Here is a 15,588-nt window from a genome sequence, read left to right on the forward strand (position 1 = left end):
ATTTGAACCTTTGTCAATCTAATGTTTCTGAGCCGTATGTCCTTCTCGGTTAAAAATAAAAAAGCCGCCATGTTGGCGGCTCAGCTGTTCTTTCGTTTATAGGGTAAGCCATTTTACTCGAAGCGATACGTCCAGAATGCTTCTCTGCCGAATCTGCGCTGGATTTCTTCATCATCCAATTTCCGGTTGCCGACAAGCTCTGCAGCCTGAAATTGCGAACGGTGAGCCTGAATGGCTCCCATTTTTTGCTCCAGATATCCCCTCACATCGACATGTACATCTGCCTTTCCGATGGCCTGCTCATGATTTTTGGAGAAAGCTACACAATATACGATTGGTCTCTCTTCTGCCGCTAGCCGGGAAATAGTCCGTATGACTGCGGCACCGGTAGCATCATGGTCGGGATGCACACTGTAGCCTGGATAGAAGGTAAAGACGATGGTGGGTTTAAGCTCCTCTATCAAATCCATGATGCGGCTATCGAGCAGATGAGCGTCCTCGAATTCGATCATCTTGTCGTGAAAACCAAGCATTCTCAAGTCCTGAATACCAATCGCCTGAGCGGACTCTTCGAGCTCCACCTTGCGGATGGCAGGCAGAGTGACCCTGTTCGCAAATGGCGGAATGCCCATATTGCGTCCCATCTCGCCTAAGGTCAGGCAAGCATAGGTAACGTACGCACCGCCATCAATATATTTTGCGAGCGTTCCAGCAACGGAAAAAGCCTCGTCGTCAGGGTGGGGATATATCACTAAAATGCGTTCATTTTCGTATGGTTTATTGTTCATGCTGTTTCGATCCTCCGCTTCCATCAGAAACTCTCCCGACTAAGTTGAAAGGCTACAACCAATTTTCCTTGGCTGTCATGACCAGCCAAAATCAGTCGATCCTTTTCATTCTCATCAATATGGGTAAGGCCTTCCGCATAAACCCAACCCGTCGTCGTTTTTAAACCAACCCGGTATGGGTTCGTGCCTGAAATTGATCCCTGTGTGTATCGAATGGCCGCATTGGAAATGAAAGCCGACGCAGGGTGACGAGTACTATCATAATGATTCGCATACGCACCTGTTGTCATTTCGAGGTGTAAGTATAGATCCTGATCAATGAAAGCATTGAGCCGGGCTTGGACATCTTGAGGTTGTATAAGTTGCATAGTGATCTCCTTATGTGGTCTGAAAGATAAATACTTAATCCATTTTACCATATGTCCATGGAGAATTAACAATTCGTAATCACCTGACCGCTTACATTACATCGGTGAGCACTAATATGTCCTCTAAATGAGCCTCTAAGTAAATAGGTTTATTGCACTCCTTATGCTGTATACGTACCAAATTCCGCAGTGAATGTAATTGCGGTCCCGCGCACAGTCGGATCTTCCGCTTCAATAGCAATGTCACCATTCATTAACTGTACAATCCGATGACATATCGCTAATCCAAGGCCTGTACCTTCTGTCCGGCGTGTAACGCTGTTGTCAACTCGGTGAAATGGTATAAACAACTGATTCCGTTTATCCTGAGGAATTCCGATCCCTGTATCCCTGATCCTAAATTGAAGCCGGACCTTACCAGCATCTGTGGAGAGCCGTTTGGCCTCCAAGGCAATGTCACCTTCATCCGTAAATTTCACTGCGTTTCCCAACAAATTTAGAATCACCTGTCTGAATCTCCCATCATCTCCGATTAGAATCTCTGGAATATCCGGATCAATGGATACGTTGACTTGCAGTTTCTTATTCAGAATTCCAACATGAAGAATATCCAGCGTCTCCGTTACGGCTTCCCTGACACTAAAGGCTTCCTTCAGGAGCTGTTCATGATTCGAATCCAATTTGCTATAATCCAGAATATCATTGACGATGCGAAGTAGAGACTTCCCACTTTTTTGCAGTGTGGCGACATATTCCTTCTGTTTATCGGTAAGATCGGTTGCAGCCAACAGATCCGTGATTCCCAGCACGCCATTCATCGGGGTCCGAATCTCGTGATTCATGGTGGTAATAAACTCACTCTTCACCTGGTTGGCTATTTCCATGGCTTCCTTCTCGATCAAGAGATGCTTCTGTTCGTTAAGCAATCTTCTCTGTACTGATAGTGAAGGGAATACGACCTCCTCCGAAAGTAGATGACTATATAAAGGTGATTTCACAAATTCCGTGTCAGTCATCATATACTCATGCTCTCTCATCATCTTAAGCTGCAAAGATGAAGAGATGGCGGCTGCATTATATGCGCAGACAGATACCATCCCGTATTCACGAACTACGCCGCATGTTTGTCGCTCATAATTGACCAAATTTCCCTGGATCTTGTCTTCGTTATGCTCCCCCCACGTCATTACATTGGCCCACGTACGAATGGACATGTTATTCTCTTGTACATTCCCCATTACCTGATGAAAATGAGTGAGAATATGCTGAAAACTAAAATCCCCCCGTGATCCGTAATAATCCACGTTGTTTGCGTAATGAAGGTACCTAAGCTGGTCACCGGAAATAGCATCGTTGAGCTTATTATAAATATGATGATATGTGTCTGCTTCTTCTATCAATAAGATGTGATGACCTTGGTCTATACCCGTTAGAATATATGATACCGCATTATCAACATAACGATCGAAATCCTCGAACAAGTAAATGATATGGCCTCCGTCCGTGACGCTGGTCAACGAGTTTAACGGTACTGCTTGTTTGTTCATATAAGGACTCCTCGGATCTTGCTTTTATTTTCTACTATAAGGGATAAAGATTCATACGTCACTTCTATTATAGGAAAAATACGGAACTGCCGAAGTAAACGAAAAAGGCCGCCATAGTGGCGACTTATAACGAAATCTATCTTGGCATCTATTTTTCCTTATGGAACATTATACGTGTTTCAGTGATATAACTTGGATTATTCTCCAAACTCTCTCTTCATTTTAATCAGCTTCTCTAAATGAGGCTTAATGGCTCTCTGAGTAAAATCCTTAATCTGCTCTTTGGTTGAAAACTCTCCCCATTCGATAGCGTAAATAGCCTTTCCCTTAAATTCTTGCAGGGTATCGTCCAGCGCTCTCAGCTCTTTGTCCATGGAATGGAGCATTTCTTTTGTATCCTGAGGAATCTGTTTGGGCACCTACGGTTTAAGGCTTGAGAGATCACCTAAGTTTTATAAAATAACAAAAATCCTGACAACAATAGTTGTCAGGTCTGACAGTACGCTGGACACATATTTAATTACTATCATTCTTGGTAACAATTAAAGTTTTAGGTGATCCATTCTTTATGGAAATGGAGTAAGGCCCTTCATTAAAGTTAAAGCTTTTACTTTCCAGGGTCTCCACATCAATGTCCTTATAACTTGTCAGGATTTCATCCATGGTTTCCTCACTAACGTTCAGCGCATGTAACACGAGAACAGGATATTCTAGATCCGCACCAATGTAATAGATCTCGTTTAAAGTCCCATCCTCTTCAATTTCAAAATGTATCTTGTTCGAATATTGATTGGCATCATTGATCATTGCTGGATCGGATACCGTAATGACCGTGCCTTGTCCATCGTAAAAGGTTGTTCTCTTGAAATCCAGGCCTTCCGTCGAGATCGGCTGAAGGAACCCTACGTCTTCATTTTGACTGACAAGGTTGTTAAATGCGGTGATGAACTCCTTCAGTTCTCCTTCCGGATTGTACTTTTTCTCTTCGGCCTTGGGTGCCTCAAACAGCTTTTTCTGAGATTTAAACAGAACCTGACCCTCTTTGGAAAATTCAATTCGCACCGTTGCGCTGCGTTCAATTCCATCTTGTCCATCATAGATCCATACATCATAGGGATTATTGGTTTCTTTCTTAGCGGGCTGACCCGCCAGTTCTTCTACTTCGGGCTGGCTCATGCCTTCCTGAATCTGTTTGTACACTTCCGGGGTTACCCCCTTCTGCCCTCCACAAGCAACAAGAAACCCGAAAAGCATGAATGTTAATAAAGTGTAATGCCATTTCTTCAAACCTAATCTTCCTCTCTCTCATATGTAGAAATCCTAATTTTCTCTCATGAAGCAACTTTTGTATATAAATTTAAACCATTTTAGGTATTTTGACACGTATATGCCTATACGAAAACACGAAGATATTCATTATTTAATTTCTCTTTTTTCTTCTGTTTCGTCTCTGTATGATTAACGGTAGCTCTACATATGTACGTATAAAAGACAAACATGAATTCTACATCATTATTAAAACAAGGCACCGGAAGGAGAACCCACGATTTGAAAGCTTTTATTCAATTGTTGCATTTTGGCTATCATCAGGCGATGAGCTGCATTTTCCCTGTGGCCATCTTCGGAACCTTAGCCATCACCAGCGTGATCGAGGTTCCATTCTTTCATCGCTATGATGCCATTCTCCTGATCTTGCTTGGCGTCCAGTATCTCATGTACCGTAGTGGGTTGGAGACCCGGGATGAAATTAAAGTCATATGTGTGTTTCATATTATTGGACTGGTACTTGAACTGTACAAAGTAAGCATGGGTTCATGGTCATATCCTGAGCCTGGATTCACCAAAGTATTTGGAGTGCCGCTGTATAGCGGGTTCATGTATGCGAGTGTGGCAAGCTTTATGTGTCAGATCTGGCGCAGGTTACGCATGGACATGACAGGCTGGCCCGGTTTTGCACCCTCCTTTCTGCTCGGAGGAGCCATCTATCTCAACTTCTTCACCCACCATTTCATTCCTGATTTTCGTTGGTGGCTCACGGCTCTGGTCTTCATCGTTTTTTGGAAAACATGGATCATCTACCGGGTACGAACCAAGACATATCGCATGCCTTTATCGCTTGCTTTTGTCATTGTAGGTTTCTTCATCTGGGCTGCAGAGAATATTGCTACATTCTTTAATGGCTGGAAATACCCTGACCAGCACGATGCCTGGCAATTGGTTAGTTTTAGCAAAATCAGCTCATGGTTCCTGCTTGTGATCATTAGCGTCATCATTGTCGCTCAGCTTAAATATGTCAAAGCCAATCGAACTAACATTGAGCCCGACTAAGTATTAAGACTAACATTAGAAATGATCTAACCGTCCAACAACTACTCCTTTAGCAAAAATTAGGAGCCTCATCCCCGTCTGAAACGTATAAGAAGGATAGTCATTCTAATCGAAAGGGGATTTTGACGGATGAAGCGACATTCTTGGCTCTTTGGGTTGATGTTATTGTCTATCATTATAATGATGACCGGGTGTCTTCAAACCGAGGCAACAAACGAAACCGAGCAATCCATACCTAATGAAAATACGATTCTTACACCTACACAAGAAGCCACCATTGCAGCGGAAGTCTTTAAGACAAAAGAATATACCATCGACGAGGTCCCGGAATCGCCCTTACCTGAAGATGTTGTGCTGGAGAGGTATGCCGAGATGGAGCCTTACTATGCTGAACGTTATGAGGATAAACCAGTGAATTATAGTTACGTATTGCTGGCATTGAAGGCAGCACAGATTCAACAGGCCTCACTTCAACCAGAAAATATGAAGTTCACTGTGTATCAGGAGCTCGAAAATTACGTCGATCTGGACTACACGATGGATCTGGTGTTGGATCAGCAAAACGGAAATCTGGAACGTGTTCCATTGGAAGGACGACTTTCCCTTATAAAAAAAGATGGTACATGGCTAATACAAGCTGACGATTTTGATAACAAGGCTTTCTTGAAGCTTATTCCTCAATAACATCACAAAAAGGGCGCCAATGCTGGCGTCCTTTTTGGTGACTGATATAATTCTTTTTCTTCTAAAATTACTCTTTAAGTTCTACTTACTCAGACCGCTCCAGGTCAATTTAGCATGGTTTACTTTTTTACAACGACTTTAACCGATGATCGCGATGTGTTTCCTGCTCGATCTGCTGCCTCATAAGTAATCGTGTAGACACGATCCTGACCTTTACCTTTTCCAGTACGTTCGGCACGAAGCTTAAACTCAAAATCAGGAGTGCCGTACACTGCTCCCTGAATGTCAGGTGATTTGTTTCCATTTCCCTTGCCTTTATCTGGTTGGTTGCTTGTAATGGATATAAGTTTGACAGAGGCTACCCCTGTTCCTTGATCGGTGGCATCGGCTGTAACACGGATGGTCTCCATTTTGTTTGCATTTTCTTTCAGAACCGGTTTATTCACTTTAAGCCTCAGCACCGGTGCCGTGGTATCTCTAACGGTTTCCGCCGAGAAGTTGATGCTATAGGATTTCACGCCACCGTCCTGCCCCGTAACCTTCACCACAGCCTTACCCGGTACAGCCGCAGCTTGCTTCACTTCAACAACAGATCTGCCGGATACAGCATCGGCTGAAACAAGAGGCAGGGCGCTGCCAGCTTTAACTTCAACCTCATAGTTTTTCTGAGACGAGTTAAATCCTGATAGAGGTTTACCATTGACGTCTAAACTGGCCAGATCCCGATTCGCATGAACCAATGAAACATCTAACGATGGATTCCATGCATCAGATCCTGCAAAATGCTTAGCCGGAAGGTATTGTCCCGCTTCTTCCGCAGTCAACTGAGTGGACCAGTTACTTCTTCCTTTGGCATTGGCACCGGGTCCATAACTGGCATATTCAGCGAAACGGGCGGTCTTTTCATTATCAGCGTTGCTCCAATTATTCCAACCTGCAGGACTGATATGATCATCCAAATAACTGTTAATGTAGACAACACTCGCGTTCGGCCGCCACGGTCTGCCAAGAGCCACATTGCCTGTCAGTCCAGATTCGGCAGTAATTCGACTGTTTAGAAAAACATACCCTGGCTTGCCTTCGGCTGTGGAGGCCGCAGTCACATACCCGTTACTTAGACTATGGATGATGCTGTTCTCAAAGAGAGCAGCGGCATTACCAAATATGAAGTCGACATCGCCTTCGATGTAACTGTCAACATAGTATTGTCTGCCGTCATTGACATATAACGTATCCTGCCAGCCTTTCAGACTGACATCCCGAAACACAAGCCGATCCCCACGTGCCAATAGCGCTACCGCTTGCCCGGCATGATCACCCGCATCATTCTGTATTGTCAGATGTTCAGCTGTAAAGTCATTCGTTTGAATCCTGAAGCTGTAGCTGTTCGATGTACCTAGCGGATTGCCATTCCCGTCTAGTGTGCTAGCCGAATCCCCATAGACCAAAATGGTCCCTTCACGGCTCTCTCCAATCATACGCAGGTGGATTTTACTCGATGGCACATTTAATTTTTCACGATAGACTCCATCTTTGATTCGGATAATGGTAGGTATAGTCGCATTGTCAGGACTTGCATCAATGGCTTCCTGTACTCGCTCGAATTCTGCACTACCATCGGAAGCGACGGTTAAAGTGACTGCCGGGGTTTCAAATACTGAAACAGATGACATCCCCTCTCCTGCGTCGTTATTTGCTGTCACCAAATAATAGTATGTCTTCCCGTTGGTTAGGCCCGAATCGGTATAAGATGTTTCGGTCACCTCGGCAGCAACCGATACGTAAGACCCAGCGGGGGAATCACTACGTTTTACAGCATAGCTGTCTGCTCCCTGTACGTCTTCCCAGGTTAAAGTGATTCCACCATCTTCCGGCTCTGCATGTAATCCTGTTGGAGACATGAGGGTTCCGTCATCAGCGGACGGTCTTGCTCCTGTAGGGGCAGACTCGAGACTATGCGTATCTCCGCTTATAGCAATAATTTTGTAATAGTAAGACACACCGTTCGTGAGCCCTGTATCTGTGTATGAAATTTGGGACTGGGCTTCAGCTACCACTTCATACGTTCCGTTTAAATCATTGGAGCGCTTGATCTGATAGGTTGCCGCTCCCTCAATCGGTTGCCACTCCACCTCGATTGAATTCGGCTGGGGTTTTACGACAGGCTCAGGTGTAGACAACGCTCTGGACGGTGTAACCGCAACAGGCGCTGAATCTGCTCCTTCACCACCAATGCCAGTTGCCGAAACGACATAATAATAGGTGACTCCATTATCCAGTCCACCATCCCGGAAGGAAGGCTGCGTCAGTTTCGCCGCTACAGAAGTAAATGGGCCTTCTGCCTGAACGCTGCGTTTAACCGTGTAGTGACTCGCCTGTTCGATGGGCTGCCATGCCAATTCTGCCTGTGCATCTCTGGATTTCCCCTCCAGTTGCTCTGGAGCTTCGGGTTTCACGGCATCCTCTGAAGGTGTGACTTCCACTTGGTTGGAGGGTCCGCTTTCTCCTGAAGCACCCAGTGCAGTGACGACATAATGGTATGTTGTACCATTTACAACAGTGTCGTCAATATAGCTGGTGTCTGCGACTTCAGAAGCAATTGGTTCGTAAGCTGACTCTCCCCCTGTGCTTCGTTTGATATTGTAAGTTGATGCTCCTTCGGCTTCGTCCCAGTTGAGTCTAACCATTCCGTTTCCGGGCTGTGCAGTGAGTCCTTTAGGTGCTGCCACAGGTTCAACGTAGAGACGAAGGTTATCATAATATATTGTGCCTTTTCCTGTACCAGGGGTTTTGGCCAGAATGCGACCAATTCCATCGGTGAGCACATCCGCCTGAAACGGAATGTTATCCGCTACTCGTACATTGTCGATATAGATATCCGCTTTTTGCATAGCTACATTGCCAGTAATCTTCAGGTTGTACCATTGATTGTTTGCAGGGGCGTCTAACAATTTATGATCCACGCCGTCTTTCTTATAAACCAGCGTATAGGTGTCTTCCGCTGTGGGAGCAGCCGGTTTACGAATTTCAATCGAAAGAGGCGTGCGGGTTCCTGCGTTATTCTGCAGCTGCAATACATAAGCTGTTCCAGGCCAGGAAGGTGACATAAGATCCGTTTCCAATACAAAGCTGCCGAGCTGAGGTTGAAATGCACGTGTAAATTGTGTAGTGCCTGGGGCATTATCATACAGTTTTAAAGACTTTGTCGACGTATTACCGGTGGTTCCAGAAGGTACTTCCGCCACCTCAACCCGATGGTCCGCATCTTGAGGATCAGGGAGCACGACATACCCGGGTGGTGTTTGGTTAACCTCAAGTCCTTCATAGTCATCATGAATATATTCGATGGTTTCAAGCTCACCTTCGGGAACGGCGTGCGCTTCTTCCGAGGAGAAGCTCGTTCCTTTGTCATTTACTGCTCTCACGACGTAATAGTACGTCTTCCCGACAGTCAGGTCCGGATCCGTATATGAAGCAGATGTTATTCCGCTCTGGAGCTCCGTGTAAGGCCCTCCGGAAATTTCCGCACGAAAAACAGAATACGAGACAGCATTGTTCACCTCATCCCAGGATAATGTGACCGATTTGGGTCCTGCTTCTGCTCTTAGTTGGGTCGGAGCTACAGGGAAATCTGCATCCAGCTGCTGAACAGCTGCACCAGAGAATACAGATGTATTCAGTTTATCTACTTCGTCGTCCGGTTTGGAAGCATCCGCCGCAAGTCCGACGTAAACGGTGCTGTTCACGGGGAAACCTACAGCATTCAAAACGGACCAGTCTGCTCCGTCTTTGGAGACGAGAGATGTAACTTGATCACCGAGCCTCACCAGCTTCACCCAGTAAGGGAGCGTGATGAACGTCTCTGGTTCCTGAACGGAGACATCCGCCCCTTCGGTTTCACGCGTTAAATGAATCGCCTTTTGCCCGCCTTTGACATAGGACGCCATTAAGGCGACAAATGGAGAGGAAGCGTCCAGACTCTCGCGGATCATTACACCTGCTTCTGCTCCATCATCCGTGGCTGTTACGTGATCGACTCTAGCAACGATCTCACCATTCCCCTCCAGCGTCTGGTAGGCATAGTGAAAATGATCCGAAGTGCCGGCAATGTCACCTGATGATTTTACAGTTACATCCGTTTCTAATGCACCAAGCTGTGTATGGCCGGCAACGCCAGGTGCTCCAATGTCTGTTGAAGCCCATGGTGCAATACTGCCTTCCTTATTCACATGTACGGTGACATTATTCGATTGGGTTGCTGTTCCCGTATCGTCAATAGCTCGAACCGTGAGATAATGTGTACCATCTTTTACATTGTCCCAGCTCAAAGCATATGGAGGCGTATCATCTTCGCCCAACTTAATATCATTTTGATAAAATTCCACCTTGGAGATTGTGCCATCCGGATCAGAGGCCGAGGCCACAATTTCGATGGAAGACCCCTCTGTTGCAATCGTATGGTTGGCAGGAGAATCAATCGAAGTTACAGGGTTCGCTGACCCATTACCTGTTATGCTGTTCAGATACATTTCAAGATGGGTATATCCCGATTCATGAATTTCATTTCGGTCAGAGGCATCGTTTGGGTTCAACCCTTGAGCGATTTCCCAATCATTCGGCATTCCGTCATGATCATCATCTGCCAGTGTGGATAATACTTCTTCAAACTCCACATATCCTCCCACTTCTTTTTGGGAATTGATATGCTGACCGGAACGGTTTTTAACATCATTAACGATTCTTGCATCAATCGCATCCCTTCTCGGCAGGACAGCTCCAGCTTCGGCAAGGACACGATCATACGCCGTTTCTGCATCATCCATTGGTGACGGGTTGGTCATGATAACCGGAGATTCAAGCTTCGATTCCGGATTCGCCAGAGTCCCGACCCCAAGCCAGTTATCCGCAGTAATCTCGGGATATCCGTCCACTATATTGCCGCTAACATGGAGACGGGTATTGGCACTTACATCAAGGAAAAGCTGATCCCGTACGGAACGATACGTATTGGGGCCGTATTTGTAATAATTGTTCATCAAATTGTAGTTGCCTTCCTCACCACCATAAGCAGAGAAAAACCCCCAGTTGTATACGACATTGTTGTATGATTCAGTATTAAATCCGGGAGACCCGGCAAATCTCGGGTTACGGCTTACATTGTGGGCGATGATATTATGATGGAATGAGGTGTTGTTTCCGCCCCAAATGCCGGCATATCCATGCCTGCCCTTTTGGTGAGTCGTCATCAGCATGCTCTCGGCAATGACGGACCACTGTACGGTTGTATTTTCGTTTACATACATGCTAAGGACTTCATCCACAGACCAGGTGAAAGAACAGTGATCGATGATGATGTTTTTATGATATCGCCCGCCAAATACATCATCCTCACTTGGGTGTTTGTCTCCAAGCCTGAAACGCATATGTCTTACGATAATGTTATCTGCCTGAAATGTGGTCCAATAATCGGAGACGGTGATCCCTTCTCCAGGCGCAGTCTGCCCAGCCAGGGTAAGATTGGAACCTGATATAACCAGAGGAGCTTCCAGATGAATGGTTCCACCCACTTTGAATACGACAGTTGTATCATTTTGACGAACGGCTTCGCGAAGAGAGCCGGGGCCCGAGTCAGCCAGGGTAGTTACTTCGTAAACTGAACCTCCCCTGCCGCCAGTCGTATACATCCCACCGCCTTCAGCTCCAGGAAAAGCAGGCAGCATACCTGAATCTCCTGTTTCTTCCGCAGCAGCCATTCCCGGCAAAACACTGAACAGCATCGATACGATCAAGATGAGCGACACAATCCTTTTCAATTAAATCTTCCTCCTCCGGTTTCGTATACTCCAATTGGCAAACGCAGCACTGAGAGGCAATTAACCTTCAGCGGATCCAATCACCCCCTTCATCCAATGTAAGCGTTATCACAATTAATCAAATTGAATAACCCGTATTGTCCTGTGAACAAAAAAGGTGTAAGGAGTATGTTATGCCCGTATCGTTTTGATCCATTTAACGGATACGGGCATTTACAGGTGGAATGAACTATCCCTTTCGATTTAACATATATTCATATTCGGTGCAGGCCAGCAAGAAAGCTCCCAGTCCCTTTTGATCGTTGGTAATAATGGGTTCACTAATATAATAAGCATAGGTACCGTCCCGTCTCGGTTCTCCTCCAAGACCTGCAACCTGACAGTTTTTGTACAGATTGATCCAGCCTTCTTTGGTTTCCATGACAAATTCTGAAATTAAACCGGCGTAGGCATGGTCCAGCGAGTTCACCCAGTTTTCGTCCTGTAACCAACCGAGTCGAATGCCTTTGGCCATGGCATACACGATCATGCTGGAGGCAGAAGCCTCCAGATAATTTCCTTTTCGAGTTCCTTCATTAATTACCTGGTACCACACCCCGGAAGAAGAGTCCTGGAAACTTCGCAGTGCTGACATCGTATCATTCAGAATTTCAATCAGCTTCGCGCGGTCCTGATGAGTGTCCGGAAGCAATTCCAGTACATCAACCAGCGCCATGACGAACCAACCCATGGACCGGCCCCAGAAGTTGGGCGATTGTCCGGTATTCGGATCACTCCAAGGCTGCGTTCGCTTCTCATCCCAGGCATGGTAGAGCAGACCTGTCTTCCCGTCACGGTTGTGTTGTGCGCAGAGAATAAACTGCCTTGTCACATCATCCAGATCCTGCTCATCTTTCTGTTCGAACTGAAGCATATATTCAAGATAAAACGGCGTGCCCATATACAATCCATCCAGCCAAATCTGATAAGGATACACTTGCTTATGCCAGAACGCCCCTTCTGATGTACGCGGGTGACTGCGAAGCTGCTCCCTTAGAAGAGAGGCAGCCACTTGGTATTTTTCCTCGCCAGTCATCTGAACCAATCCAAACAGCAGCTTGCCGTTATTCAGATGATCAATATTATGCTCATCCTGGCGGTATCCGCGAATTGTTCCATCACTTTGTATGAAGTAATCCATGTTGTCCCGAATGTACTCTGCATACTTGCTTTCGCCGGTCACTTTCCACAGCAGCTCAAATCCCTTCAGAATAACCCCATAATCATACGACCATTTCCCATGATATCCGTTTGCCTCATACAGTCTGGGCGTACGCTCCATAATGGTATCTGCGGTATGCACTGCCCACAGGCATGGAGACTGAATCTGAATCATGGCTTATCTTCCTCCTTCGATGAGTCATGATTTTATTTGTTCTGCACAGCTTGATATGCAGCCTCATATTCCGTAATAATCTTATCGCCACCGGACTTTCTCCAAGTTTGCACCGCATCCTGGAATCCTTGCAAGTCCAACTTGCCGAGAATGTATTTGTACGTAGCATCCGTGATGATTTTTTGCAGTTCCGATCCTTGCTCCGAGAACGTCGCAGATTCAAGAGAGTACATCGGATTAAGCACTGCATACTTTGTGTTCTCCTGAATTAAACGATCAGACTCCACCCGTAATGGGTCAGAATCATGAATGTCGTATCCATTCTCATTCGGACGTGAGGAAGAGAACGGCTGTACTTCCTGTTCCCAGAGCTTGGTATCGGTAATTGTTGCCGCATTGCCCTCCAGGCTGTAGTGTACATCCTTAATACCATAAGTCATTAATGTATATATTTCTTCACTCATCAGATCGTCCATGAATTTCAAGACCTGTTTTAACTCAGCCTCATCCTTCACTTCCGATTTGGGGAATGCCAGCAGCCCGCCTACACCATTGGACGTGGACCAGATGGCCCGATCACTTTCGTTACCTGTAGAAGTAATGTCGTTTACCATGATCAAATCCATGTCATCCTGTACACCTTTGGCCAGGTTGAGCAGGTTTTTACTATCAAACAGCGCACCAACATAGATTCCCGCTTTCCCCTGAGCAAAACCCTCCTGCTGATCTTTTTTGGCCGTTACTGCAAAGTCCTGGTTAATATAGCCGTTGTTGTACAGCTCCTTCATATAATCCATTGCTTTAACGTAACCTTCGGATTCAAACTCGGGCGTTACCTTGCCATCCTCGCTGACCGCCCATCCGCTCGGAGTTCCAAAGTATGAACCCAGTGTCTTGAAAGCACCGAATACAAGATCGCTGCGATCAATGAAACCGGTCGTATCTTTGCTGCCATTACCATCAGGGTCCTGCTCGGTAAATGCTTTGGCAACTTCCATCAGCTCTGCAGTTGTTTTGGGTATAGGTAATCCCACGTTATCGAGCCAGTCTTTGCGAATGATAACACCGTTACGGGAAACCTGTTTCTGCATTGGAATGCCATACAACTTCCCATCAATCGAAGCAGAGTTTCTCATATCCGCAGATATCTCTTTCAGATTCGGGAATTCGTCCAGATAAGGTCCCACTTCCCAGAAGACACCGGCCTTCAGGGCATTTCGAACCGACGAATTCTCCAGAATCGTGAGTGAAACAATGTCAGCCAGAGAGCCAGAGGCTAAAGAGGTGTTCAAACGCTCCTCTTTCGAGGCATCCGGAATCCAGGAAAATTGAATATCCGTATTCGTCAGTTCCTCGATTTTGTTCAACACAGTATCCGTTGGCGGCGAAGCAGAATGCAGTATGTTCAACCAGCTAATAATAGGCTTTCCTTCTGCATTCGTTTGCGGCTCTGCATTCTCTCCCCCGCAGGCACTGAGCAGCAGACTGCCACAAATAGAAAGCGCTATCAACTTGGCGTAACGGAATTTCATGTACATATCCCCTTTACATGTTTTGAGTTTTGTTGTTATCTATTTCAGCTATTCTAAGCGAGTTAATAGACTCCATCTTCACCAAACTTTTTGGCGAGCTTATTGGCTATGATCACCAGAATCAATCCAACCAAGCCTTTGAACAAGCCAACCGTAGTACTAAAGCTTAATTGCCCGTTCTTCAAGCCAGCCGTGAAGATGTACGTATCGAAGATCTCTCCAACTTCCCGATTGAGTGAATTAAGAAGCAAATACATATGTTCAAAACCAAGCTCAAGCGTATTACCGATCTTCAGAATTAACAACGTAATAATAACGGGGCGAATGGCTGGCAGAGTCACATGCCACATTTTACGTAACCGGCTCGCGCCGTCCATATCTGCCGCTTCGTAAAGCTGCGTGTCTACTACGGTAATCGCTGCAAGATAAATGATGGTGGACCATCCGGCCTCTTTCCAGATGATTTGCAGAATGTACATGGGACGAAGCCATTCTGGTGAGGTAAGGAAGCTGATTTTGTTTCCGCCAAAAGCAGCAATCATCTCGTTGACAACCCCGCCATCCACACTCAGAAATACATAGGTAATGGAAACGATGATGACCCAGGACATGAAGTGTGGAATGTACACAATGGTCTGAATTGAATTTTTAAACATCTTATGTCTGACTTCATTTAGCATCAGGGCAAGAATAATGGGAATCGGAAAAAAAATGATCAATTCAAGTGCAAACAATATTAGTGTGTTGCTGAGCAGCATGGCAAAGGTTGGTTCGGTAAACAGCCGAATGAAATGCTTGAATCCGACCCACGGGCTATCCTTAATACCGAGATACGGCTGATAGTCCTGGAATGAAATGATCAGTCCACCCATCGGAAAATACTTGAAGATAACAAAGTAGACAAACCCCGGAAGAATCATCAGGTATAGAAGTTTGTTGGCGGCAACACTTCTTAATTGATGACCGATTCCGGTTTTTCGATGCAGTTTGCCTTGTAACGAAACAACTGAGGAATTGGAATCTTTCACTGCTCGCTGACCTCCTTGATCGGTTAACATGTGTTCGAAGTCAAGCATATCCGCTCAGATTCATTCCGTACATAATCATTAGCTATCATGCTTCCGGTAGTCATGACATAAGGGCTTGTGACAAG

General features: G+C 45.7%; 11 protein-coding genes. 2 read left to right on the forward strand and 9 right to left on the reverse strand.

Features of this window, described 5'->3' with window-relative positions; genetic code table 11:
- Positions 1-113: 113 nt before the first annotated feature.
- From bshB2 to MH144_RS05155, 5 genes are all read right to left on the reverse strand, one after another.
- Positions 114-788 (reverse strand): bacillithiol biosynthesis deacetylase BshB2, encoded by a 675-nt coding sequence (bshB2, locus tag MH144_RS05135; RefSeq protein ID WP_239298055.1) that lies wholly within the window; start codon positions 786-788, stop codon positions 114-116.
- 23 nt (positions 789-811) lie between these two features.
- Complete coding sequence (locus MH144_RS05140; protein WP_239298057.1) at positions 812-1,156, reverse strand: YojF family protein; 345 nt, start codon at positions 1,154-1,156, stop codon at positions 812-814.
- A gap of 161 nt (positions 1,157-1,317) precedes the next feature.
- Positions 1,318-2,703, reverse strand: coding sequence for an MEDS domain-containing protein (locus tag MH144_RS05145; RefSeq protein ID WP_239298059.1), 1,386 nt, complete (start codon positions 2,701-2,703; stop codon positions 1,318-1,320).
- 197 nt (positions 2,704-2,900) lie between these two features.
- Positions 2,901-3,077 carry a hypothetical protein gene (locus MH144_RS05150; RefSeq protein ID WP_239298061.1) on the reverse strand — a complete coding sequence of 59 codons (177 nt, stop codon included), beginning with the start codon at positions 3,075-3,077 and terminating at the stop codon, positions 2,901-2,903.
- 142 nt (positions 3,078-3,219) lie between these two features.
- On the reverse strand, positions 3,220-3,990 hold the full coding sequence (locus MH144_RS05155; RefSeq protein WP_239298063.1) for an outer membrane protein assembly factor BamE: 771 nt from the start codon (positions 3,988-3,990) through the stop codon (positions 3,220-3,222).
- Positions 3,991-4,251: 261 nt separating this feature from the next.
- Between MH144_RS05155 and MH144_RS05160 the strand changes: the two genes are divergently transcribed.
- A complete protein-coding gene (locus tag MH144_RS05160) occupies positions 4,252-5,031 on the forward strand; it encodes a DUF817 domain-containing protein (RefSeq protein ID WP_239298065.1) in 780 nt (259 codons plus the stop codon).
- A gap of 129 nt (positions 5,032-5,160) precedes the next feature.
- Entirely contained in the window at positions 5,161-5,715 is a 555-nt protein-coding gene (locus MH144_RS05165; protein WP_239298067.1) for a hypothetical protein, read from the forward strand.
- 119 nt (positions 5,716-5,834) lie between these two features.
- Here the strand turns inward: MH144_RS05165 and MH144_RS05170 are convergent, their stop codons facing one another.
- The 4 genes from MH144_RS05170 to MH144_RS05185 all read right to left on the reverse strand — a co-directional run bounded on the left by MH144_RS05170 (position 5,835) and on the right by MH144_RS05185 (position 15,355).
- Complete coding sequence (locus MH144_RS05170) at positions 5,835-11,528, reverse strand: pectinesterase family protein (RefSeq protein WP_239298069.1); 5,694 nt, start codon at positions 11,526-11,528, stop codon at positions 5,835-5,837.
- 229 nt (positions 11,529-11,757) lie between these two features.
- Positions 11,758-12,903: a glycoside hydrolase family 88/105 protein gene (locus MH144_RS05175; protein WP_239298071.1), complete on the reverse strand. Its 1,146-nt coding sequence runs from the start codon at positions 12,901-12,903 to the stop codon at positions 11,758-11,760.
- Positions 12,904-12,935: 32 nt separating this feature from the next.
- On the reverse strand, positions 12,936-14,435 hold the full coding sequence (locus MH144_RS05180; protein ID WP_239298073.1) for an extracellular solute-binding protein: 1,500 nt from the start codon (positions 14,433-14,435) through the stop codon (positions 12,936-12,938).
- Between the two features lie 62 nt (positions 14,436-14,497).
- On the reverse strand, positions 14,498-15,355 hold the full coding sequence (locus MH144_RS05185) for an ABC transporter permease (RefSeq protein ID WP_239299265.1): 858 nt from the start codon (positions 15,353-15,355) through the stop codon (positions 14,498-14,500).
- Positions 15,356-15,588: the final 233 nt, after the last annotated feature.

Origin of the sequence: Paenibacillus sp. ACRRY (assembly GCF_022346995.1) — a bacterium.
Classification (GTDB): domain Bacteria; phylum Bacillota; class Bacilli; order Paenibacillales; family Paenibacillaceae; genus Paenibacillus.